Annotated in this window: 20 protein-coding genes; 15 read left to right on the top strand and 5 right to left on the bottom strand. The window is 68.6% G+C overall.

Going from position 1 to position 20745, the window contains the following annotated elements:
• Positions 1–89: 89 nt before the first annotated feature.
• Both PO605_RS16050 and PO605_RS16045 read right to left on the bottom strand, forming a co-directional pair.
• Positions 90–1241 carry an acyl-CoA dehydrogenase family protein gene (locus tag PO605_RS16050; RefSeq protein ID WP_047471898.1) on the bottom strand — a complete coding sequence of 384 codons (1152 nt, stop codon included), beginning with the start codon at positions 1239–1241 and terminating at the stop codon, positions 90–92.
• A 9-nt stretch (positions 1242–1250) separates the two neighbouring features.
• Positions 1251–2507 carry a CaiB/BaiF CoA transferase family protein gene (locus PO605_RS16045; protein WP_016447376.1) on the bottom strand — a complete coding sequence of 419 codons (1257 nt, stop codon included), beginning with the start codon at positions 2505–2507 and terminating at the stop codon, positions 1251–1253.
• Positions 2508–2601: 94 nt separating this feature from the next.
• Between PO605_RS16045 and PO605_RS16040 the strand changes: the two genes are divergently transcribed.
• The 13 genes from PO605_RS16040 to hutG all read left to right on the top strand — a co-directional run bounded on the left by PO605_RS16040 (position 2602) and on the right by hutG (position 17407).
• On the top strand, positions 2602–3492 hold the full coding sequence (locus PO605_RS16040) for a LysR substrate-binding domain-containing protein (protein ID WP_272206631.1): 891 nt from the start codon (positions 2602–2604) through the stop codon (positions 3490–3492).
• Between the two features lie 272 nt (positions 3493–3764).
• Entirely contained in the window at positions 3765–4739 is a 975-nt protein-coding gene (locus PO605_RS16035; protein WP_013800043.1) for an ABC transporter substrate-binding protein, read from the top strand.
• Between the two features lie 18 nt (positions 4740–4757).
• Entirely contained in the window at positions 4758–5642 is an 885-nt protein-coding gene (locus PO605_RS16030; RefSeq protein WP_016447378.1) for an ABC transporter permease, read from the top strand.
• Positions 5642–6421 carry an ABC transporter ATP-binding protein gene (locus PO605_RS16025; RefSeq protein ID WP_012202086.1) on the top strand — a complete coding sequence of 260 codons (780 nt, stop codon included), beginning with the start codon at positions 5642–5644 and terminating at the stop codon, positions 6419–6421. Before PO605_RS16030 ends, PO605_RS16025 begins: the two co-directional genes overlap by 1 nt.
• Positions 6422–6447: 26 nt before the next feature.
• A complete protein-coding gene (gene hutC / locus PO605_RS16020) occupies positions 6448–7218 on the top strand; it encodes a histidine utilization repressor (RefSeq protein WP_026062963.1) in 771 nt (256 codons plus the stop codon).
• Between the two features lie 113 nt (positions 7219–7331).
• Entirely contained in the window at positions 7332–8903 is a 1572-nt protein-coding gene (gene hutH, locus PO605_RS16015) for a histidine ammonia-lyase (protein ID WP_047470618.1), read from the top strand.
• Between the two features lie 39 nt (positions 8904–8942).
• Positions 8943–10676, top strand: coding sequence for a urocanate hydratase (gene hutU / locus PO605_RS16010; RefSeq protein WP_012202089.1), 1734 nt, complete (start codon positions 8943–8945; stop codon positions 10674–10676).
• A gap of 23 nt (positions 10677–10699) precedes the next feature.
• A complete protein-coding gene (locus tag PO605_RS16005; RefSeq protein ID WP_047470627.1) occupies positions 10700–11260 on the top strand; it encodes a HutD/Ves family protein in 561 nt (186 codons plus the stop codon).
• Positions 11261–11288: 28 nt separating this feature from the next.
• The gene (hutI, locus tag PO605_RS16000; RefSeq protein WP_047470621.1) at positions 11289–12596 is read left to right on the top strand and encodes an imidazolonepropionase; all 1308 of its coding nucleotides are present in this window, start codon (positions 11289–11291) and stop codon (positions 12594–12596) included.
• Between the two features lie 11 nt (positions 12597–12607).
• Positions 12608–13996 (top strand): FAD-binding oxidoreductase, encoded by a 1389-nt coding sequence (locus PO605_RS15995; RefSeq protein ID WP_047470623.1) that lies wholly within the window; start codon positions 12608–12610, stop codon positions 13994–13996.
• Positions 13993–15138, top strand: coding sequence for a histidinol-phosphate transaminase (locus tag PO605_RS15990; protein ID WP_272206630.1), 1146 nt, complete (start codon positions 13993–13995; stop codon positions 15136–15138). Before PO605_RS15995 ends, PO605_RS15990 begins: the two co-directional genes overlap by 4 nt.
• Positions 15135–16535 carry a formimidoylglutamate deiminase gene (locus PO605_RS15985; protein WP_272206629.1) on the top strand — a complete coding sequence of 467 codons (1401 nt, stop codon included), beginning with the start codon at positions 15135–15137 and terminating at the stop codon, positions 16533–16535. The genes PO605_RS15990 and PO605_RS15985 overlap by 4 nt, the downstream gene beginning before the upstream one ends.
• Positions 16536–16549: 14 nt before the next feature.
• Positions 16550–17407 carry an N-formylglutamate deformylase gene (gene hutG / locus PO605_RS15980; protein ID WP_082001600.1) on the top strand — a complete coding sequence of 286 codons (858 nt, stop codon included), beginning with the start codon at positions 16550–16552 and terminating at the stop codon, positions 17405–17407.
• Positions 17408–17498: 91 nt separating this feature from the next.
• Here the strand turns inward: hutG and PO605_RS15975 are convergent, their stop codons facing one another.
• The 3 genes from PO605_RS15975 to soxR all read right to left on the bottom strand — a co-directional run bounded on the left by PO605_RS15975 (position 17499) and on the right by soxR (position 19293).
• Positions 17499–17879 (bottom strand): T6SS amidase immunity protein Tai4 family protein, encoded by a 381-nt coding sequence (locus PO605_RS15975; RefSeq protein WP_047473661.1) that lies wholly within the window; start codon positions 17877–17879, stop codon positions 17499–17501.
• Positions 17876–18379, bottom strand: a complete 504-nt coding sequence (locus tag PO605_RS15970) for a type VI secretion system amidase effector protein Tae4 (protein ID WP_047473662.1) — start codon at positions 18377–18379, stop codon at positions 17876–17878. Before PO605_RS15970 ends, PO605_RS15975 begins: the two co-directional genes overlap by 4 nt.
• A gap of 410 nt (positions 18380–18789) precedes the next feature.
• Positions 18790–19293: a redox-sensitive transcriptional activator SoxR gene (gene soxR / locus PO605_RS15965; protein ID WP_012202096.1), complete on the bottom strand. Its 504-nt coding sequence runs from the start codon at positions 19291–19293 to the stop codon at positions 18790–18792.
• Between the two features lie 223 nt (positions 19294–19516).
• Here soxR and PO605_RS15960 point away from each other — a divergent pair, with 223 nt between their 5' ends.
• Positions 19517–19900 carry a hypothetical protein gene (locus PO605_RS15960; protein ID WP_047473663.1) on the top strand — a complete coding sequence of 128 codons (384 nt, stop codon included), beginning with the start codon at positions 19517–19519 and terminating at the stop codon, positions 19898–19900.
• 31 nt (positions 19901–19931) lie between these two features.
• On the top strand, positions 19932–20744 hold the full coding sequence (locus PO605_RS15955; RefSeq protein ID WP_016447389.1) for an AraC family transcriptional regulator: 813 nt from the start codon (positions 19932–19934) through the stop codon (positions 20742–20744).
• Position 20745 lies beyond the last annotated feature (1 nt).

The following is a 20745-nucleotide window of genomic DNA, read 5'->3' as shown; positions in this document are numbered from 1 at the left end:
ACCTGGGGTTTGAACCGCTCTGCATCAACGGCCTTTTCCGGGCGCGAGGGTGCCATTTTCAGATTTCTCCTAGCCACCCGCTGCTGCATTCAGCTGCCGCCCAGCACTCCACGCGCAATGATGCTGCGCTGCACTTCGGACGAGCCTTCGTAGATGCGCAGGATGCGCGCATCGCGCACCAGGCGCTCCAGCGGCATTTCGCGCGTGTAGCCGTAGCCGCCGTGGATCTGCAGGGCCTCGTCGGTGACGAAGCCCACCATTTCCGAGGCATGCAGCTTGGCCATGGCCGAGTGCTGGGTGAAGGGCTGGCCTGCCTGGCGCAAGGCCAGGGCCTGCATGGTCAGCGCCCACGATGCCTCCAGGCGCAGCTTCATGTCGGCCAGCTTCCACTGGATGCCCTGTTTCGTGGCCAGCGGCTCGCCGCCGACCAGGCGCTGACTGGCCCATTGCGCGGCGGCGGCCAGGGCGGCCTCGGCCACGCCCAGGGCGGTGGCCGCCACGTCCAGGCGGCTGTTGTCCAGCACCTTCATGGCCGTCTTGAAGCCCGTGCCCTCGGCGCCCAGCCGGTGGCTGGCAGGCACGCGCACGCCGTCCAGCGAGACCTCGAAGGCATGGCCGCCGCGGATGCCCATGAGCTTTTCGGGCGCCGAGACCTGGATGCCGGGCAGATCGCGCGGCACGATGAAGGCGCTGACGCCGCGCGCGCCGGCCTCCATGTCGGTCTTGGCGAAGACGACCATGAAGCGCGCCTCGGCGGCGTTGGAGATGAAGTGCTTGACGCCCGTGATCAGATAGTCGTCCCCATCGCGCACGGCGCGCGTGCGCATGTCGGCCGGGTGCGAGCCGCCGCGCGGTTCGGTCAGCGCAAAGGCCGCCAGCCATTGGCCGCTGGCGCAGCGCGGCAGCCACTGCTGGCGCTGGGCGTCGTCGCCGCCGATGAGCACGGCGTCCGTGCCCAGGTAGTGGGCGCCGATCATGGACGAGGTGGCCGCGCAGGCGCGCGAGATGGCCACCAGGGACAGCAGCATGGCCGTGGGCGTGACGCCGGGGCCGCCCAGGGCCTCGGGCAGGTTCATGCCCATCACGCCCAGGGCCGACAGGCCCGGCACATGGCAGGTGGCGGACAGCGCCTCTTCGTCCATGCGCTGCGCCAGCGGGGCGAGTGCGTCGTCGGCAAAGCGGGCCACGGCATCGGCAATGGCGTGGTCGTCGGCGGTGGTGCCCAGTCGTTGGAAGTTCATTTCGGTTGCTCAATGTGATGGGGAAGAGGGGGCCGCGCCCGCAGTGCCCAGGGCACCGGATGCGCGCAGCGCGGCAATGGCTTCGGCGCCCCGGCCCAGCCACTGCGAGAGCAGGGCGTCGGTGTGCTCGCCCAGGGCCGGTGCGCGCTCGGCGCGGTTGGGCGCGGCGCCGCTGAAATGCACGGGCTGGGTGGGCAGGCGCAGGCCGGGCAGGCGCGGGTCCTGCACCGCGCCAAGCAGGCCGCGCGCCTGGCTCTGGGGCGACTCCAGCGCCTGGGCAATGTTCCAGATGGGTGCGGCGGGCACGCCCGCTGCATCCAGCGCGGCCACCACCTGCGCCACTTCATGGCGGCCTGCCCAGGCCTCGATGGCCTCGCGCAGCGCGGGTTCGTGGGCCGAGCGTGATTCGTCGCTGGCAAAGCGCGGGTCGCCGGCCAGGCTGCCCAGCTCCATGGCCTGCAGGGCGGCGGCGAACAGCTTGTTGTTGAGCACGGCCAGCGCGAAGTGGCCGTCGCCTGCGCGGTACACGCCGAACGGCGCGGACAGCGGATGGCGGTTGCCTACGCGGCGCGCGGGCCGGCCCGTGAACAGGTAGCGCGCCACCGAGGTGGCCAGAAAGCTCAGCGTGGTGTCGAACATGGCCACGTCCACCTGCTGGCCCTGCCCGGTGGCGCGGGCCTGCAGCAGCGCGGCCAGCGTGGCCCAGGAGGCGAACAGGCCGGCCACCACGTCGCTGACGGCCTCGCCCACGACGGTGGGCGCGCCATCGGGCTCGCCCGTGGCCTCCATGAGGCCGCTCATGGCCTGCACGATGATGTCGTAGGCCGGCCGGTGGGCCAGCGGCCCGGTCTGGCCGAAGCCCGAGACGCTGACGTAGACCAGGCGCGGATTGAGCGCCCGCAACTGGCTTGCGCCTATGCCCAGGCGCTCGGCCACGCCGGGCCGGAAGTTCTCCACCACCACGTCGGCCTGGGCGGCCATCTCGCGGACCAGGGCCACGGCCTCGGGGTGCTTGAGGTCCAGCACCAGGCTTTGCTTGTTGCGGTTCATCACCGTGAACAGCGCGCTTTCTCCGTTGTTCATGGGGCCGATGGCGCGGTAGTCGTCGCCCTGCGGCGGCTCGATCTTGACGACCTCGGCGCCCAGGTCGGCCAGCAGGGCCGTGGACAGCGGCCCGGCCAGCACGCGCGTGAAGTCGAGGATGCGCACGCCGTCCAGCGGGCGGGCGGTACTGGCAGGGGCTGGGGGCGAGGCGGATTCGGTCATTGATGCAGCCATGGACAGGTGGTGGATGGCTGCATGCTGGCCCGCAATTGAATCAATGGAAAATATTCAATCCTGATGCAATGCATTCAAAAAGATGATCCATATCAGCCTCCGGCAGCTTGAGTACTTCGTGGCCGCTGCACGCCATGGCAGTGCGGCGCGCGCGGCAGAAGCCATCGGCGTGTCCCAGCCGTCCATCTCCAAGGCGATTGCCGACCTGGAGGCGCAGTGGGGCGAGGCGCTGTTCGTGCGCCGCCATGCCAGGGGGCTGGATCTCACGGCGGCCGGCGCGGTGCGCAGCCGCGATGCCCAGGCGCTGCTGGACGGCGCACGCAGCCTGCAGGGGCCGCGCACGGCGGCGGTGGCGGGCGTGCTGCGCCTGGGCTTTCTGAGCACGCTGGGCGCGCGCTGGGTGCCGGCGCTGCTGGCGCAGATGCAGCGCCGCCATCCCGGCATTGCACTGGAGCTGGTGGAGGGCGATATCGCCTCGCTCACGCAGCAGGTGGAGCGCGGCGAGCTCGATGCGGCCCTGCAGTACAACACGGGCCTGGCGCGTCCCCGCATGGAGCTGCTGCCCGTGGCGGCGTTGCCGCCCTATGTGCTGCTGCCGCATCGCCATGCGCTGGCGGCCAGGACCAGCGTGAGCCTGGCCGAAGTGGCGGACCACCCGCTGGTGCTGATCAACCTGCCGCACAGCCGCGAGTATTTCCTGTCGCTGTTCCGCGAGGCCGGCGTGACGCCGCTGGTGGCCCATGAGTTCGCCTCCATCGAGATGCTGCGCTCCATGGTGGCCAATGGCCACGGCCTGAGCGTGCTGACCACGCGACCGGTGGTGGACCGCGCCCACGATGGCCAGCGCCTGGCCTGCCGCCGCATCCGGGGCCGCGTGGCACCCCAGCCCGTGGTGCTGGCCGTGCCGGCGGGCAATGCCTCGCCGCTGATTGCACCTTTTTTGAAGGTGGCGCGGGCTGTGATTGCACCGTAGCGGCGCGCCGTGCGGTGGCCTGCACCACGGTGGTGAATCGCGACCAGGGACTTTCCCCAGCTTGTATGGACAAGATGGGTTGGCACGGTGCTTGCTCCCGCACTCTGTGTTGACCGCAGATGGATGCAGGTTTCCGCCCTTGCCAGGTTTGCCGGGTAATCCTGTATATACATGTTTGGTCGGCAAAAACACACTTCGGGCTTCCGCACCGGTCTGCCCGCGGACCCCGAAACTGCCATTGCCAACTTGCTTTCCCGACCGAGGAGTGCCACATGAGTTCGATCCCCACGTTCCGCCGCCTGCCCCTGGGGCCGCTGGCCGCCGCCCTCTGCCTTGCCGCCGCACTGCAGCCCGCTGCCGCGCAGGAGACCAAGATCACCCTGGGCATGTCGGGCTGGACCGGCTTCGCGCCGCTGACCCTGGCCGACAAGGCCGGCATCTTCAAGAAGAACGGCCTGGCGGTGGACCTGAAGATGATTCCGCAGAAGGACCGCCACCTGGCCCTGGCCTCGGGCGCCATCCAGTGCGCGGCCACCACCATCGAGACGCATGTGGCCTGGAACACCAACGGCGTGCCCATCGTGCAGATCTTCCAGATGGACAAGTCCTATGGCGCCGACGGCATCGCCGTGCGCAATGACGTCAAGGGCTTTGCCGACCTCAAGGGCAAGACCGTGGCCGTGAGCGCGCCGGGCACGGCGCCGTACTTCGGCCTGGCCTGGATGCTGCACAAGAACGGCATGACCATGAAGGATGTGAAGACCGTCTCCCTGGAGCCCCAGCCCGCGGCCCAGGCCTTCGTGGCCGGCCAGAACGATGCGGCCATGAGCTACGAGCCCTACCTGTCCACCATCCGCGCCAACCCGGCGGCGGGCAAGATCCTGGCCACCACCATCGACTACCCCATGGTCATGGACACCGTGGGCTGCGATCCCAAGTGGCTCAAGGCCAACGCGGCCGCCGCCAAGGCCCTGGCCCAGTCGTATTTCGATGCGGTGGCCATGATCGAGGCCGACAAGACCAAGTCCTTCGAGATCATGGGCACGGCCGTCAAGCAAAGCGGCGAGCAGTTCGGCAAGTCGGCCTCCTACCTCAAGTGGTCCGACAAGGAAGCCAACCAGAAATTCTTCGCCAACGAGCTGGTGCCGTTCATGAAGGAATCGGCCGTGATCCTCAAGGAGGCCGGCATCATCCGCTCCATCCCCGAGAACTATGGCGTGATGTACGACGCCAGCTTCATCCAGTAAGCCCGCCAGGGGATGACCATGCAAGCCGCATCCACTTCCGCAGTCCAGCCGGCTAACAAGCCCATGACCCACGCCACACCGCACGCTCCCGCGCCCGCCGCGGCGCCAGCCCCCGTCCGCCGCCGCCGCATGGCGCCGCTGGAGCCCGTCAGCCCCACGGCCAAGTGGGTGCTGGGTGTGGCCTTCTTCGTGCTGTTCTTTCTCGTCTGGGCGGCTGTGACGCTGGGCGGCTTCGTCTCCCCGACCTTCCTGGCCAGCCCCATGACCATGGCGCGCGAGGGCGTGCTGCTGTTCACCGAGTACGGCTTCCTGCACGACATCGGCATGACGGTCTGGCGCGTGATGGGCGGCTTCATCCTGGCCTCGGTCGTGGCCGTGCCCCTGGGCATCGCCATGGGCGCCTGGAAGCCGGTCGAGGCCTTCTTCGAGCCCTTCGTGTCGTTCTGCCGCTACCTGCCGGCCTCGGCCTTCATCCCGCTGCTGATCCTGTGGGCCGGCGTGGGCGAGACGCAGAAGCTGCTGGTCATCTTCATCGGCTCGGTGTTCCAGATCACGCTGATGGTGGCCGTCACCGTGGGCGGCGCACGCAAGGACCTGGTGGAGGCCGCCTACACGCTGGGCGCCTCCAACACCGGCGTGGTGCGCCGCGTGCTGATCCCGGGCGCCGCGCCCGGCATTGCCGAGACGCTGCGCCTGGTGCTGGGCTGGGCCTGGACCTATGTGATCGTGGCCGAGCTGATCGGCTCGTCCTCGGGCATCGGCCACATGATCACCGACAGCCAGGCGCTGCTGAACACGGGCCAGATCATCTTCGGCATCATCGTGATCGGCCTCATCGGCCTGGTGTCCGATTTCATCTTCAAATCGCTGAACCGTCGCATGTTCGAGTGGAGCACCCTGTGATGAATCTGCTGTCCATTCAAGGTGTTTCGCGCACCTTCACCAGCCACAAGGGCACGAGCACGCAGGCCTTGCTGCCTGTGGATTTCGAGGTCCGCGAGAACGACTTCGTCACCATCCTCGGCCCTTCGGGCTGCGGCAAGTCCACCATGCTGCGCATTGCGGCGGGGCTGGATTTCCCGACCACGGGCCAGGTGCTGCTGGACGGCCGCGCCGTGGACGGGCCGGGCGCCGACCGCGGCATGGTGTTCCAGAGCTACACGCTGTTCCCGTGGCTGACGGTGGCCCAGAACATCCGCTTCGGCCTGCGCGAGAAGGGCGTGAGCGAGGCGCTGCAAAAGGAGCGCAGCGACTACTTCATCGCCAAGGTGGGGCTGCGCGGCTTCGAGAACCACTTTCCCAAGCAGCTGTCGGGCGGCATGCAGCAGCGCACGGCCATTGCGCGCGCGCTGGCCAACGATCCCAAGATCCTGCTCATGGACGAGCCCTTCGGCGCACTCGACAACCAGACCCGCGTGCTCATGCAGGAGCTGCTGCTGGGAATCTGGGAGGCCGAGCGCAAGACCGTGATGTTCGTCACCCACGACATCGACGAGGCCATCTTCATGGCCAACCGCGTGGCCGTGTTCAGCGCGCGGCCGGGCCGCATCAAGGCCGACATTCCCGTGAACCTGCCGCATCCGCGCCACTACACGGTCAAGACATCGCCCGAGTTCATGGAGCTGAAAGCCCGGCTGACCGAAGAGATTCGCGCAGAGTCGCTGGCTGCTGCTGCACACTGACGCTTTTCATGACCACTGCCCACACCATGTCTTCCCGCTCCACGGCTTCTCGTCTTTCCGCAACGACGGCGGAGGTGCCCATGGCCCTGTACCAGCAGGTCAAGGACCATGTGATGCGCAAGATCGCCGATGGCTCGCTGTCGGCCGGCGAGCGCGTGCCGTCCGAGCAGGAGCTGGTGCAGGAGTTCGGCGTGGCCCGCATGACGGCCAACCGCGCGCTGCGCGAGCTGGCCGAGCAGGGCGTGATCGTGCGGGTGGCGGGCGTGGGCTCGTTCGTGGCCGAGGAAAAGCCGCAGTCCACGCTGCTGCGCATCGCCAACATCGCCGAGGAAATCCGCCAGCGCGGCCATGACCACCGCTTCGAGCTGATCAGCGTGCGCCGCGAGTCGGCCTCGCCCGAGGCGGCGGCTTCGCTGCAGCTGTCCGCCGGCAGCTCGGTGTTCCACCTGCAGGGCGTGCATTTCGAGAACGACGTGCCCGTGCAGCTGGAAGACCGCCATGTGAACCCGCGCATGGCGCCGGACTTCATGGAGCAGGACTTCTCGCTGATCCAGCCTTCGGTGTACCTGGTGCGCAACGTGCCCTTCGACCAGATCGAGCATGTGGTGGACGCCATGCTGCCCACGCCCGAGCAGGCGCGCTGGCTGCAGATGGAGACCGACCAGCCCTGCCTGACGCTGACGCGCCGCACCTGGTACCTGGGCACGCCCGTGACCTGGGTGCACTGCGTGCATCCGGGCATGCGCTACCGGCTGGGCAGCCGCTTTCGCACCGACGGCGGATCGCACGACGGCTGAGGCCGGAAAGGCGGGGTTCCCGCTCTTGCGCTGTTCCGCTTCGATTGATATTGTATAGACAGGCATAGACATCCATCCTGGCACATCCTTCCAGACACCGACAGGGCATCACCATGAACACCATCACGACTCCCGGCCTCACCTCCCGTCCCGGCACCGCGCTGACGCTGCAGCCCGGCCAGGTCAGCCTGGCCCAGCTGCGGGCCATCCAGCAGGGCGGCGTGCGCCTGTCCATGGCGGCGCCCGCCTACGAGCGCATGCGCGCCGCCCAGGCCCATGTGCAGCACATCGTGGATGAGGACCAGGTCGTCTATGGCATCAACACCGGCTTCGGCAAGCTGGCCTCCACCAAGATCGCCCATGACCGCCTGGCAGAGCTGCAGCGCAACCTGGTGCTGTCGCACAGCGTGGGCACGGGCGATCCGCTGCCTGACGCCGTGGTGCGCCTGGTGCTGGCCACCAAGGCCGTGAGCCTGGCGCGAGGCCACTCGGGCGTGCGCCCCGAGCTGGTCGATGCGCTGCTGGCCCTGGCCAACGCCGACGTGTTGCCCGTGATCCCTGCCAAGGGCTCGGTGGGCGCCTCCGGCGACCTGGCGCCGCTGTCGCACCTGGCCTGCGTGCTGATCGGCGAAGGCCAGGCCAAGATCGATGGACAGGTGGTGTCCGGCGCCGAGGCCATGCGCCACGTGGGCCTGGAGCCCTTCGTGCTCGGCCCCAAGGAAGGGCTGGCCCTGCTCAACGGCACCCAGGTATCCACGGCCCTGGCCCTGGTGGGCCTGTTCCAGGGCGAGAGCGTGTTTGCCGCCGGCCTGGTGGCGGGCTGCCTGACGCTGGAGGCCATCAAGGGCTCGGTCAAGCCGTTTGACGCCCGCATCCATGAGGCGCGCGGCCAGCTTGGCCAGATCGCCGTGGCCGCCGCCGTGCGCGAGCTGCTGGACGGCAGCGCCATCGACACCTCCCACCCCCATTGCGGCCGCGTGCAGGACCCGTACTCCATCCGCTGCGTGCCCCAGGTCATGGGCGCCTGCCTGGACAACCTCAGCCATGCGGCCCGCGTGCTGGTGATCGAGGCCAATGCCGCCTCGGACAACCCGCTGGTCTTCGACAACGGCGACGTGATCTCGGGCGGCAACTTCCACGCCGAGCCCGTGGCCTTCGCGGCCGACATCATCGCCCTGGCCCTGGCCGAGATCGGCGCCATCTCCGAGCGCCGCATGGCCCTGCTGCTGGACACCGGCCTGTCGGGCCTGCCGGCCTTCCTGATCGCCGACAGCGGCGTGAACTCGGGCTTCATGATCGCCCAGGTCACGGCCGCCGCCCTGGCTGCCGAGAACCAGTGCCTGGCCCATCCCAGCAGCGTCACCAGCCTGCCCACCTCGGCCAACCAGGAAGACCATGTCTCCATGGCCACCTACGGCGCGCGGCGCCTGGGCGAGATGGCGCGCAACACCGCCGTCATCGTGGGCGTGGAAGCCATGGCCGCCGCCCAGGGCATGGACTTCGACCGCAGCCTGAACAGCTCCGAGCTGATCGAGGCGCAGTACGCGCTGATCCGCAGCCAGGTTCCGCACCTGGACCGTGACCGCTACCTGGCACCCGACATCGAAACCATGCGCCAGTGGGCGCTTGCCACGGACTGGCCCCAGGCCATCGTCCGCCACCTGCCCAGCCACCAGGCTGCCTGAACCCTGCAACCGCTCACCCTACGCACCCAGGAGATCGCCATGAACGCCAACGACGCCATCCTCAACGCCAACGCTGCCACCGCTGCCACCAATCCCCGCTATGACGCCAGCCGCGTCATCCGCGCCCCGCGCGGCAGCGAACTGCACTGCAAGAACTGGCTGGCCGAGGCCGCCTACCGCATGCTGCAGAACAACCTGGACCCCGACGTGGCCGAGAACCCCAAGGCCCTGGTGGTCTACGGCGGCATCGGCCGCGCGGCGCGCAACTGGGAGTGCTATGACCAGATCCTGGAGTCGCTGAAAAAGCTGGAGGCCGACGAGTCGCTGCTGATCCAGTCGGGCAAGCCCGTGGGCGTGTTCAAGACGCACGAGAACGCACCGCGCGTGCTGCTGGCCAACTCCAACCTCGTTCCCCAGTGGGCGAATTGGGAGCACTTCAACGAGCTCGACCAGAAGGGCCTGTTCATGTACGGCCAGATGACGGCCGGCAGCTGGATCTACATCGGTGCCCAGGGCATCGTGCAGGGCACGTTCGAGACCTTCGTCGAGGCCGGTCGCCAGCACTACAACAACGACCTCACGGGCAAGTGGATCCTCACGGCGGGCCTGGGCGGCATGGGCGGTGCCCAGCCCCTGGCCGGCGTGCTGGCCGGCGCCTGCGTGCTGGCCATCGAATGCCAGCAAAGCAGCATCGACTTCCGCCTGCGCACGCGCTACCTGGACAAGCAGGCGCGCGACATCGACCACGCGCTGGAGCTCATCGCCCAGCACACGGCCGCGGGCGAGGCCATCTCCATCGGCCTGCTGGGCAATGCCGCCGAGATCCTGCCCGAGCTGGTGCGCCGCGCCCAGGCCGGCGGCGCCCGCCCCGACATCGTGACCGACCAAACCTCCGCCCATGACCTGATCAACGGCTACCTGCCCGTGGGCTGGACCGTGGACGAGTGGCGTGCCGCCGCGGCAGACCCGTCGCGCCATGCCCAGCTCAAGGCCGCCGCCGCCCAGGGCTGCGCCCAGCACGTGCAGGCCATGCTGGACTTCCAGGCCATGGGCATTCCCACGGTGGACTACGGCAACAACATCCGCCAGGTGGCCCTGGACCAGGGCGTGAAGAACGCCTTCGACTTCCCCGGCTTCGTGCCCGCCTACATCCGGCCGCTGTTCTGCGAAGGTAAGGGCCCGTTCCGCTGGGTGGCCCTGTCAGGCGACCCCGAGGACATCTACAAGACCGACGCCAAGATCAAGGAACTGTTCCCCGACAACAAGCACACCCACCGCTGGCTGGACATGGCGCGCGAGCGCATCAGCTTCCAGGGCCTGCCCGCGCGCATCTGCTGGCTGGGCCTGGGCGAGCGCCACAAGGCGGCCCTGGCCTTCAACGAGATGGTGAAGAACGGCGAACTCAAGGCCCCCATCGTGATCGGCCGCGACCACCTGGACTGCGGCTCGGTGGCCAGCCCCAACCGCGAGACCGAATCCATGAAGGACGGCACGGACGCCGTCAGCGACTGGCCGCTGCTCAACGCCCTGCTCAACACCGCAGGCGGCGCCACCTGGGTCAGCCTGCACCACGGCGGCGGCGTGGGCATGGGCTACTCCCAGCATGCGGGCGTGGTCATCGTGGCCGACGGTACGGACGAGGCCGCCGCCCGCCTGGGCCGCGTGCTCTGGAACGATCCGGCCACCGGCGTGATGCGCCATGCGGATGCGGGCTACGACATTGCCGTGGCTGCGGCCAAGCGCCATCAGCTGAACCTGCCCATGGTCAAGTGAGCCGCTTGCAGGACACCACGGCCATGCAGCATTTCGACCTGAACCAGATCGCCGCCAGCCCCTGGAAGAACGGGGGCGGCAGCACGCGCGAGATCGCCTGCTGGCCGCCCGGGGCGGGCATGGAGGCCTTTGGCTGGCGCATCAGCGTGGCCACCATTGACCAGCCCGGCCCGTTCTCGGCCTTTGCGGGCGTGGACCGGCAGATCATGCTGCTCGATGGCGACGGCGTGCACCTGCGCGGCGAAGGCATCGACCATGTGCTGGACGCGCGCTGGCAGCCGTTTGCCTTCTCCGGCGATGTGGCGCTGGGCTGCTCGCTGCTGGGCGGCACTTCCACCGACTTCAACGTGATGGCACGGCGCGGCCGGTGGCGGGCGCAGGTCCAGGTGCTGGACAGCGCTGCCGACGCCGGCCGCGCCGACGCCGGCCTGTGCATGGTGCTGCAGGGCAACTGGCAGGCGGATGGCGCTGCGCTCATCCCCGGCCAGGGCATGTGGTGGAGCGCGCAGCAGCCCGACCCGCAGCAGCTGGTGCCGCAGACCGACGACGCGCGGCTGGTGCAGGTGCTGCTGCAAGCCTGCTGACGAACCACGACATCCAAGGACTCACCCCATGACCGAGCCCCACGCACCCGCTTCTGCATCCGCTTCTGCACCTGCTTCCGCACTCGCTCCATCCTCCTCGGCCGACGGCTGCTGGCAGAACCTGCGCCTGGCGCCTGACATGTTCGAGGCCGGCCAGGCCGTGGATGACGGGGAGGATGCCTGCATCGTGGTGCAGCAGGGCCGCGTGGCCTGGGTGGGGCCGCAGCAGGCCCTGCCGCCCGCATATGCGTCCCTGCCGCGCCATGACGGCCAGGGCATGCTGGCCACGCCGGGCCTGGTCGATTGCCACACCCACCTGGTCTATGGCGGCGAGCGCGCCAACGAATTCGCCATGCGCCTGGACGGCGCCAGCTACGAGGAAGTGGCACGCGCCGGCGGCGGCATCGTCTCCAGCGTGCGTGCCACGCGCGAGGCCAGCGAGGACGAGCTGTTCGCCCAGGCCCTGCCGCGCCTGCAGCAGCTGCTGGACGAGGGCGTCTGCGCCATCGAGATCAAGTCGGGCTACGGCCTGGCGCTGGAGCACGAGCGCAAGCAGCTGCGCGTGGCCCGGCGCCTGGGCCAGGCCCTGGGCGTGACCGTGCGCACCACCTTCCTGGGCGCGCATGCGCTGCCGCCCGAGTACGCAGGGCGCAGCCAGGACTACATCGACCTGGTCGCCGGCACCATGCTGCCCGCGCTGGCGGCCGAGGGCCTGGTCGATGCGGTCGATGTGTTCTGCGAGCGCATCGCCTTCTCGCTGGCCGAGACCGAGCAGGTCTTCCAGGCCGCACGCCGCCTGGGCCTGCCCGTCAAGCTGCATGCCGAGCAGCTGTCGAACATGGAGGGGGCGGCCCTCGCGGCCCGCTATGGCGCGCTGTCCTGCGACCACATCGAGCACCTGTCCGAATCCGGCATTGCCGCCATGCGCGGCGCGGGTTCCGTGGCCGTGCTGCTGCCCGGCGCCTACTACACGCTGCGTGACACCCACATGCCGCCCATCGCGGGCCTGCGCGCCGCGGGCGTTCCCATGGCCGTCTCTACCGATCACAATCCGGGCACCTCCCCCTGCCTGAGCCTTTTGCTCATGGCCAACATGGCCTGCACCCTGTTCCGGCTCACCGTGCCCGAGGCCCTGGCGGGCATCACCCGCCATGCCGCGAGCGCCCTGGGCCTGCAGGACGAGCATGGCCTGATCGCGGCCGGCCGTCCCGCCCACTTCGTGCTCTGGCCCGTGCGCCATGCGGCCGAGCTGGCCTACTGGTTCGGCAGCAAGCCTGACTGCACCATCGTGCGACAGGGCCGCATCGTGCGGACCCGCGGGCAGGGGAGCCACTGAAAGCCTGTCCCATGCCCCATGCACTGTTTCTCGATGAATTGATTTCCACCCTGGGCGCCGAAGTGGCGCAGCGCGGCGACGATGTGCCCGAGCGCTACCACACCGACTGGAGCGGCACGCCGCCCCAGCGCCCGCTGGCCCTGGTGCGCCCGCGCAGCACCGACGAGGTCAGCGCGCTCATGCGCCTGTGCACGGCCCACCGCGTGCCTGTCGTGCCCCAGGGCGGGCTCACGGGCCTGGCCGGTGCGGCCGTGCCCGTGGCGGGTGCCGTGGCCGTCTCCATGGAGCGCATGAATGCCATCGAGGACGTGAACGCGCGCACCGCGCTGATGACCGTGCAGGCCGGCGCCACGCTGCAGGCCGTGCAGGAGGCGGCCGTGGCCGCAGGCATGGTCTTCGGCGTGGACCTGGGCGCGCGCGGCAGCTGCCAGATCGGCGGCAACGTGGCCACCAATGCGGGCGGCAACGGCGTGCTGCAGCACGGCATGATGCGCGAGCAGGTGCTGGGCCTGGAGGTGGTGCTGGCCGACGGCACGGTGCTGCCCATGCTGCGCCCCATGCTCAAGAACAACACGGGCTACGACCTCAAGCAGTTCTTCATCGGCTCGGAGGGCACGCTGGGCATCGTCACGCGCGTGCTGCTGCGCCTGCGTCCCGCGCCACAGGCCCGCGCCACGGCCCTGGTGGCCGTGCCGGACTTCGATGCGGCGCTGTCCGTGCTCGCGCGCATGCAATCGCGCTTTGGCAACGGCGTGGCGGCCTTCGAGCTGATGTGGGACAGCTTCATCCAGGCCTCCATCCGCTGGCAGAAGCTGCAGCCGCCCTTTGGCCAGGCGCATGCGCTGCTGGCCCTGATCGATGTGGACGGCAAGGACGAGGCCACGCTGCGCGCCGACGTGGAAGAGGCCCTGGGCGAGGCCATGGAGGCCGGCGAGGTGGCCGATGCCGTCATCGCCCAGTCCGTGGCACAGGCGCGCCAGCTGTGGAAGCTGCGCGAGGCGCCGGCCGAGCTCAACACGAACATGCATCCGCCCGTCAACTTCGACGTCAGCCTGCCCCAGGCCAACATCGGCCGCTTCGCCGATGCCTGCCGCGCCGCATTCGACGCGCGCTGGCCCGGCCACCACACGCTGTTCTTCGGCCACGTGGGCGACGGCAACCTGCATGTCTCGGTGGACGGTGCCACCGCCAACGGCGACTGCGAAGGCGTCGAGGCCGCGCTGTACCACCTGGTCGGCGAGTTCGGCGGCAGCGTCTCGGCCGAGCACGGCATCGGCCTGCACAAGAAGCCCTATCTCGGCGCCAGCCGCACCCCGGCCGAACTGGCCGTCATGCGCGCCATCAAGCAGGCGCTGGACCCCCTGCATCTGTTCAACCCCGGCAAGGTATTCGACCTATGAACGCTCCCGCCCTCCACGCGATCCACACCCTGGCACGCCCCGAAGTGCCGCCGCTGCCGCCCTACAACGCAGGCCTGTCCTCCGAGGCCGTGCGGGCGCGCTACGGCGTCACCGAGATCGCGCGGCTGGCGAGCAACGAGAACCCCTTTGGCGCCAGCCCCGCCGTGGCCCGCGCCCTGGCCGACCTGGCCCTGCACGTGGGCACCTATCCCGATGCGCAATGCACGGCGCTGCGCGCGGCCATCGCGGCGCGCACCGGCGTGCCGGCCGAGGCCATTGCCGTGGGCAACGGCTCCGAGGACATCCTGCAGATGCTCTGCCAGGCGTTTCTCTCGCCCGGCGACCGCGTGCTCACCCAGCGCCCGGCCTTCGGCCTGCACGAGATCTACCCGCGCATGATGGGCGCCCGCGTCGAGCTGCTGGAGCTGACGCCCGCGCTGGGCTTCGATGTCGATGCCTGGTGCCAGGCGCTGGCGCGCGGCCCCAAGATCGCCATGCTGGCCAATCCCTCCAATCCCGTGGGCTGCATGTTCAGCGCCCGCGATTTCGCGCGCCTGCTGGACGCCACGCCGCCGCAGACCCTGCTGGTGGTGGACGAGGCCTACTACGAGTACGCCCTGCACGCAGAAGGCTACCCCGACGTGCTGGCCCTGCTGCGCGGCCGCGCCATGCCCTGGATCGTGCTGCGCACCTTCTCCAAGGCCTGGGGCCTGGCGGGCCTGCGCGTGGGCTACGGACTGGCCAGCGACGCGGCCCTGGTGCAACTGCTGGACCGCGTGCGCACGCCCTTCAACGTCAACCAGGCCGCCCAGGCGGCGGCGCTGGCGGCCTGGGGCGACGAGGACTTCATGCAGCGCGGCGTGGCCGAGACCGTGCGCCTGCGCGATGTGCTGGCGCAGCGGCTGGCCGCCCTGCCTGCACTGCCCGCACTTCGGATAGCGCCTTCGGCGGCCAACTTCCTGTTCATCGATATCGGCCGTCCCAACGGTCCCGTGAATGAGGCATTGCTGGCCCGGGGCCTGATCGTCAAGCCCTGGAAGGAGCCGGGCTTCGAGCACTTCATTCGCGTCTCCGTGGGCACGGAGGCCGACAACGCTCGCTTCGTGCGCGCGCTGGCCGAGATCCTGGAGGCCGGGCAATGAGCGGCATCGACCAGACTTCCGACAGCCGCACGCTGTTCGCCGAGCACGCGCTGCTGCCCACGGGCTGGGCGCGCAATGTGCTGCTGCGCTGGGATGGCGCAGGGCGCCTGCTGGCCGTACAGGCCGACGCCCCGCCCGGCAGCGCGCCGCGCGCGCCCGGCCCCGTGCTGCCCGGCATGCCCAACCTGCACTCGCATGCCTTCCAGCGCGCCTTTGCAGGCCTGACCGAATACCGCGCCGAGGCCCAGGACAGCTTCTGGAGCTGGCGCGACCTCATGTACCGCTTTGCCGCGCGCATCACGCCCGAGTCGCTGGAGGCCATCGCCACCTGGCTGTACGTGGAGATGCTGGAGGCCGGCTACACCTCGGTCTGCGAATTCCACTACGTGCACCACGACCGGGATGGCCGGCCCTACGCCGACGACGCCACGCTGTCCCTGGCCCTGCTGCGCGCCGCGCGCAAGGCCGGCATGGGCATCACCCTGCTGCCCGTGCTCTACCAGACCAGCGGCTTCGGCGGCAAGCCGCCGCGCGCCGACCAGGCGCGCTTCATCCGCAGCACCGACAACATGCTGGCCCTGCTGCAGCGCCTGCTGCCCGAGGCGCGCGCACAAGGCGCGGCCCTGGGCCTGGCGCCCCACTCGCTGCGCGCCGTGCCGCCCGACAGCCTGCGCGTGGCCGTGGAGGGCCTGACGGCGCTGGACGCGCGCGCGCCCCTCCACATCCACATTGCCGAGCAGACCCAGGAGGTGGACGACTGCCTGGCCTGGAGCGGCCAGCGCCCCGTGCAATGGCTGCTGGAGCACGCCCCCGTGGACGCACGCTGGTGCCTGGTCCACGCCACCCACATGACGCCCGGCGAATACGCGGGCGCCGCGCGCAGCGGCGCCGTGGCCGGCATCTGCCCCACCACCGAGGCCAACCTGGGCGATGGCATCTTCGACATGCCGCAATGGCTGGGCCACGGCGGCGCCTGGGGCGTGGGCTCGGACAGCCATGCCTGCGTCAACGCGGCCGAGGAACTGCTGATGCTCGAATACAGCCAGCGCCTGTCGCTGCGCCAGCGCAACGTGCTGGCCGGCCCCGACCCGCAGGTGGGCACCGCGCTGTGGACCGCCGCCGTGCAGGGGGGGGCCCAGGCCGCAGGCCGCCCCGTGGCCGGGCTGGCCGTGGGCCAGCAGGCCGACTTCCTGGCGCTGGACGCAGACCATGTGGCGCTGGCCGGCCTGCCGGTGCAGGCCATGGTCTCGGCCCATGTCTTCGGCAGCCACCGCAGCAGCGCGCTGCACAGCCTGTGGGTGGGGGGCGAGCGCCGCGTGCAGGCGGGACGGCATGCGCTGCACGAGGCGGCAGCCCATGGCTTTGTCGCGGCCCGCGCGGCCACCCTGCAATCCTGAGGCCCCCGCATGCCATGGGCCCGCGAAACCCGCCAGAAACGTTCCAGAATCACGCCATGACCGATACCGCTCCCCCTCCCTTCGTCTTCCACCAGGGCACGGCGCCGCTGCTGATCTCCATGCCGCATGCGGGCACCCATGTGCCGCCCGACATCGCCGCGCGCCTGACCGAGGAAGCCCGCCACGTGCCCGACACCGACTGGCACCTGCCGCGCCTGTACGAGTTCGCCAGGGCCATGGGCGCCTCCATCCTCGTGGCCACGCATTCGCGCTATGTGGTGGACCTGAACCGTCCGCCCGATGGCGCCAGCCTCTACCCGGGCCAGAGCGTCACCGGCCTGTGCCCCGTGGACACCTTCGACGACACGCCGCTGTACGCCGACCCGGCCGATGTGCCCGCAGACGCCGAGATCGCCGCGCGCCGCGAGGCCATCTGGGGCCCGTACCACGCACAGCTGCGCGCCGAACTGGACCGCCTCAAGGCCGTGCACGGCACCGTGGCGCTGTGGGACGCGCACTCCATCCGCTCGGTGCTGCCGCGTTTCTTCGAAGGCAAGCTGCCCGACCTGAACCTGGGCACCGGCAAGGGCACGAGCTGCGCGCTGGAACTGGCCGAGCATCTGCTGGCCATTGCGCAGACCGCGCCGGGCCACACCGCCATACTCAACGGCCGCTTCACGGGCGGCTACATCACGCGCCACTACGGCCAGCCCGAGGCCGGCATCCACGCCGTGCAGCTGGAGATGACGCAGTGCAGCTACATGCAGGAAGCGCTGCCCTTCGACTACCTGCCCGAGCGCGCCGAACAGATCCAGCCCACGCTGCAGCGCATGCTGCAGGCGGTGCTGGACTTCGTGCGCAAGCCGACCTGACACGGCGCCGCGCCGGGGCCGCAGATATTCATCGTCTGCTTGGGCGTTTTGCCTTGCAGCGTTGACCGGCTGGCCCTTTCTGTGTCCCGGCCTACCTGACCCTTACAGTCTTCACTGCCTTGGAGGTGATCCGGTCTAGCTCCTTGCTGTGAAACAGGTCAATGCACTTCATTGTGTTGAATTCCGAGGGCACTGAACCGCCGTATTTCAGGGCAACATACTTGGCAACCAGAGCCCGGAGGTCGTCATACACGGCCAAGTCTTGTTGACCAAATTCCAGGTAGGCTCCGGCGGTGGACCCGGCGTCCCTGGCAGTGCGCTCGTCCTGAGCCACTTGCGCCAAGCAAATGCTGAGCGCCCAATTCTTCAGAAGGGTCTTCTGGCTGTACTTGCTTGTTTGCGGGAGCGTCTGCGCCTGCACCGTTGCGCAAGCGATACCAGCCAAGACCCATAGCAGGACTGAGGGCTTCATGGCAATACCCAAATGGATGCAATGTCGGGCACGAACGTGCCGTTGTCAGGGTCCGACATCAAGTGGCAAGTGTCAGAGCATTCCGTGCCGTTCCATAGGGTCACATGGCCGATTGCATTGCCCCATCCGTGGCCCTTGACGACGATGATTCCCTTCATACCAATAAAGTCGGTCGTCTTCGGCGAACGCACGGTTTTTTCAGCCTTGCCAAAAGTCTTTTCCAAATACGCCATCATTTCTGCCACTCTGTACATGTACTGTCTACCGTCAGCCCCACTCACGGTTTTGTAGGTGCTGCCCTTCGGAATTGGAAATCCCGTCATGTTGAGCACATAGCTCATCCGGATCGGACAGGCATTCTCAAAGCCTCCAAGCTTTGGGTCGAGCTCGGTGTTCTTTTGAACCATGCCGCCGATCTTTCGGCCGACCTCTTTAACGGGAATGCGCACTGCCATGAAGGCATGCCATGCTTGGCTGAAGGCCGGACGTTTGGTAGCCATAAAGATTTCTTTTCTTAGAGCCGCTGAAAAACCATTGATACGTTGCTGCTTCGCGCCTCGCCTCAGCCGTCAATCCTCGATTTAATGGTTTGCACTGTACTGAATCGGCATTCCATTTTATGAACTGCCTTCGATGGGCGACCTACCTGGTCTTTTCGATGGAAGGGATCATAGACAAGATTGAGATCAATCGATCATGAGGACTTCTTCAGAATAATCTTATAAATGTAAGTAAATGAATTTGAAGTTCCATGTGGCTGCTTAATTTTTTTTCTGAATGCAGGCATGGATCTATATGACGGAATGGCCGCCGCCGCTGGCCGGTCTTCTCCAGCACGGGCGCGGTCGGGGTGGCGGGCTGCCACCAGCGCTTGCCGCTGGACTTCGTCACGACACGGCGCGTGTCCTGATCAGCCTTCGTCGTGGCAGTGGCCCGGGCAGGGCCCGCCCATGGCCACGGGCGGCGGGTCGCCCAGCCAGCGGCGTGGCCCGGGGCCGTTCTGTGCGCACAGGTCGCCGGGGTTGTGCAGCACGCAGTGGCGCAGCGAGAGGCAGCCGCAGCCAATGCACTGGTCCAGGCTCTCGCTGAGCCGCTGCAGCTCGCCTATGCGGTCGTCCAGCCGCTGCTTCCAGACCCGCGACATCTTCTGCCAGTCCCCGCCCGTGGGGACATGGCGGCTGGGCAGCTTGGCCAACTGCTCGGCGATCTCCTCCAGCGTGAAGCCGATGCGCTGGGCGAACACCACGAAGGCGATGCGCCGCAGCGACGAGCGGTGGTAGCGCCGGTGGCCGCTGGCGCTGCGCACGGACTCGATCAGGTTCAGCGACTCGTAAAAGCGCAGCGCCGAGGCCTTGACCCCGCTGCGCTGCGCCACGTCGCCGATGCTGAGCAGCGGATCATCCTCGGTTTTCATGGTGGCTTTCCTTCGTGGCTTGACTTCAAGTTCACTTGAACTCGAAGAATGCGGCCATTCTGAGCGAAAGCGCAGGAACAGGGCAACCGGGTCTGTACCGCCCATGCGAGCGTCCTGGCCGGACTGCGAAATTCTTTGGCCGAGTGCTGCAATGACGCAGCTGCCGTTCATTCATACAGTAATGGGTCTCATTTGTATTGAATGGCATCGGCCGGAGGTTTCCATGTACATCGACAGCAGCAGCTTTCCCCTGGTCCGCATGGGCTACGAGCGCGACAAGGCCGTGCCCGTGGACCGCTTGCTGGAGGACTTCTCGGCCCTGCTGGCCCGCGGCCAGGCCTTTGTCTTCTTCAGCGACGGCGACATGGCCCAGGAGGAGCGCTCACCCGAGGAGCGCAAGCAGGTCGTGCTGTGGATGAAGGCCCGCCGCCCCGAGCTCAAAAGCCTGGTGCGCGCCCTGGTCCACGCCGAGCCCGATGCGCACAAGCGCGCCGAGGCCGAGGCCTTCGCACAGATGTTCGGCAAGGCCTGGGGCTATCCCATGCTGCTGGTGGCCTCCCCCGAGGAGGCGCAGCAGCGTGCACGGGAGCTGCTCGGGTCCGATTGATGACCGATTGACATGAACTGAGAGAAACACCATGAATGCCGTGGATTCCGCCCTGCTCAAAGTCCTGCCCGAGAGGTGGGATCCCGACCATGTGGACCGTCCCGTGATCGTCCTGCCGATGCGCTCGGGCCCGGGTGACTGGGCAATGGACTTCCATGCCCACCGCAAGAGCCAGCTCATGGTCACCAATGCGGGCCTGATCACGCTGGAGACCGAGGCCGGCGTCTGCGTGGTGCCGCCGCGCAGCGCCGCCTGGATTCCGGGCGGCACGCTGCACCGCGTCAGCTGCAGCGGTGCGGCCAGCGGCCATATCGTCTTTGTGGAATCCGGCGCGGCGCGCCCCGCGCCCGGCCCCTGCCATGCGCTGGCCGTCTCGCCCTTTCTGCATGCCCTGCTGGAGCGCGTGCAGGGCCTGCCGCAGGACTACGAGCCCGACAGCGGCGATGGCCGGCTCATGCAGGTCCTGCTCGATGAAATCCAGAACGCGCAGCCCGAGGGCCTGCACCTGCCCCTGCCGCGCGACCGCCGCCTGCGCCGCATGACCGGCGCCCTGTGCGAGCAGCCCCAGCTGCAGGCGCGGCTGGCCGACTGGGCCCAGCGCATCGGCATGAGCGAGCGCAGCATGACGCGGCTGTTCCTGGCCGAGACCGGCCTCACCGTCAACCAGTGGCGCCGCCAGCTGCATGTGCTCACCGCGCTGCAGCAGCTGTCCCAGGGGCTGCGCATCCAGACCGTGGCCGATGCCCTGGGATACGAAAGCGCACCGGCCTTCGTGACCATGTTCCGCAAGGCCGTGGGCACCTCGCCGCGCCGCTTTCTGGCACTGCGCAGCGCGGTGCGCTGAT

Source organism: Delftia sp. DT-2, from assembly GCF_028401915.1.
In the GTDB taxonomy this organism is placed as follows: domain Bacteria; phylum Pseudomonadota; class Gammaproteobacteria; order Burkholderiales; family Burkholderiaceae_C; genus Comamonas; species Comamonas tsuruhatensis.
This window is presented reverse-complemented; position numbering and strand designations above follow the sequence as displayed.

Excerpts from the sequence above, each read along its gene's own strand:
- PO605_RS15985 (WP_272206629.1), top strand. The coding sequence starts at position 15,135 with ATGAGCGGCATCGACCAGACTTCCGACAGCCGCACGCTGTTCGCCGAG.
- PO605_RS16005 (WP_047470627.1), top strand. The coding sequence starts at position 10,700 with ATGCAGCATTTCGACCTGAACCAGATCGCCGCCAGCCCCTGGAAGAAC.
- soxR (WP_012202096.1), bottom strand. The coding sequence starts at position 19,293 with ATGAAAACCGAGGATGATCCGCTGCTCAGCATCGGCGACGTGGCGCAG.
- PO605_RS16050 (WP_047471898.1), bottom strand. The coding sequence starts at position 1,241 with ATGAACTTCCAACGACTGGGCACCACCGCCGACGACCACGCCATTGCC.
- hutI (WP_047470621.1), top strand. The coding sequence starts at position 11,289 with ATGACCGAGCCCCACGCACCCGCTTCTGCATCCGCTTCTGCACCTGCT.
- PO605_RS16040 (WP_272206631.1), top strand. The coding sequence starts at position 2,602 with ATGATCCATATCAGCCTCCGGCAGCTTGAGTACTTCGTGGCCGCTGCA.
- PO605_RS16025 (WP_012202086.1), top strand. The coding sequence starts at position 5,642 with ATGAATCTGCTGTCCATTCAAGGTGTTTCGCGCACCTTCACCAGCCAC.
- PO605_RS15970 (WP_047473662.1), bottom strand. The coding sequence starts at position 18,379 with ATGGCTACCAAACGTCCGGCCTTCAGCCAAGCATGGCATGCCTTCATG.
- hutU (WP_012202089.1), top strand. The coding sequence starts at position 8,943 with ATGAACGCCAACGACGCCATCCTCAACGCCAACGCTGCCACCGCTGCC.
- PO605_RS16045 (WP_016447376.1), bottom strand. The coding sequence starts at position 2,507 with ATGACCGAATCCGCCTCGCCCCCAGCCCCTGCCAGTACCGCCCGCCCG.
- PO605_RS15990 (WP_272206630.1), top strand. The coding sequence starts at position 13,993 with ATGAACGCTCCCGCCCTCCACGCGATCCACACCCTGGCACGCCCCGAA.
- PO605_RS15995 (WP_047470623.1), top strand. The coding sequence starts at position 12,608 with ATGCCCCATGCACTGTTTCTCGATGAATTGATTTCCACCCTGGGCGCC.
- hutH (WP_047470618.1), top strand. The coding sequence starts at position 7,332 with ATGAACACCATCACGACTCCCGGCCTCACCTCCCGTCCCGGCACCGCG.
- hutG (WP_082001600.1), top strand. The coding sequence starts at position 16,550 with ATGGGCCCGCGAAACCCGCCAGAAACGTTCCAGAATCACGCCATGACC.
- PO605_RS15960 (WP_047473663.1), top strand. The coding sequence starts at position 19,517 with ATGTACATCGACAGCAGCAGCTTTCCCCTGGTCCGCATGGGCTACGAG.
- PO605_RS15975 (WP_047473661.1), bottom strand. The coding sequence starts at position 17,879 with ATGAAGCCCTCAGTCCTGCTATGGGTCTTGGCTGGTATCGCTTGCGCA.
- PO605_RS15955 (WP_016447389.1), top strand. The coding sequence starts at position 19,932 with ATGAATGCCGTGGATTCCGCCCTGCTCAAAGTCCTGCCCGAGAGGTGG.
- PO605_RS16030 (WP_016447378.1), top strand. The coding sequence starts at position 4,758 with ATGCAAGCCGCATCCACTTCCGCAGTCCAGCCGGCTAACAAGCCCATG.
- PO605_RS16035 (WP_013800043.1), top strand. The coding sequence starts at position 3,765 with ATGAGTTCGATCCCCACGTTCCGCCGCCTGCCCCTGGGGCCGCTGGCC.
- hutC (WP_026062963.1), top strand. The coding sequence starts at position 6,448 with ATGTCTTCCCGCTCCACGGCTTCTCGTCTTTCCGCAACGACGGCGGAG.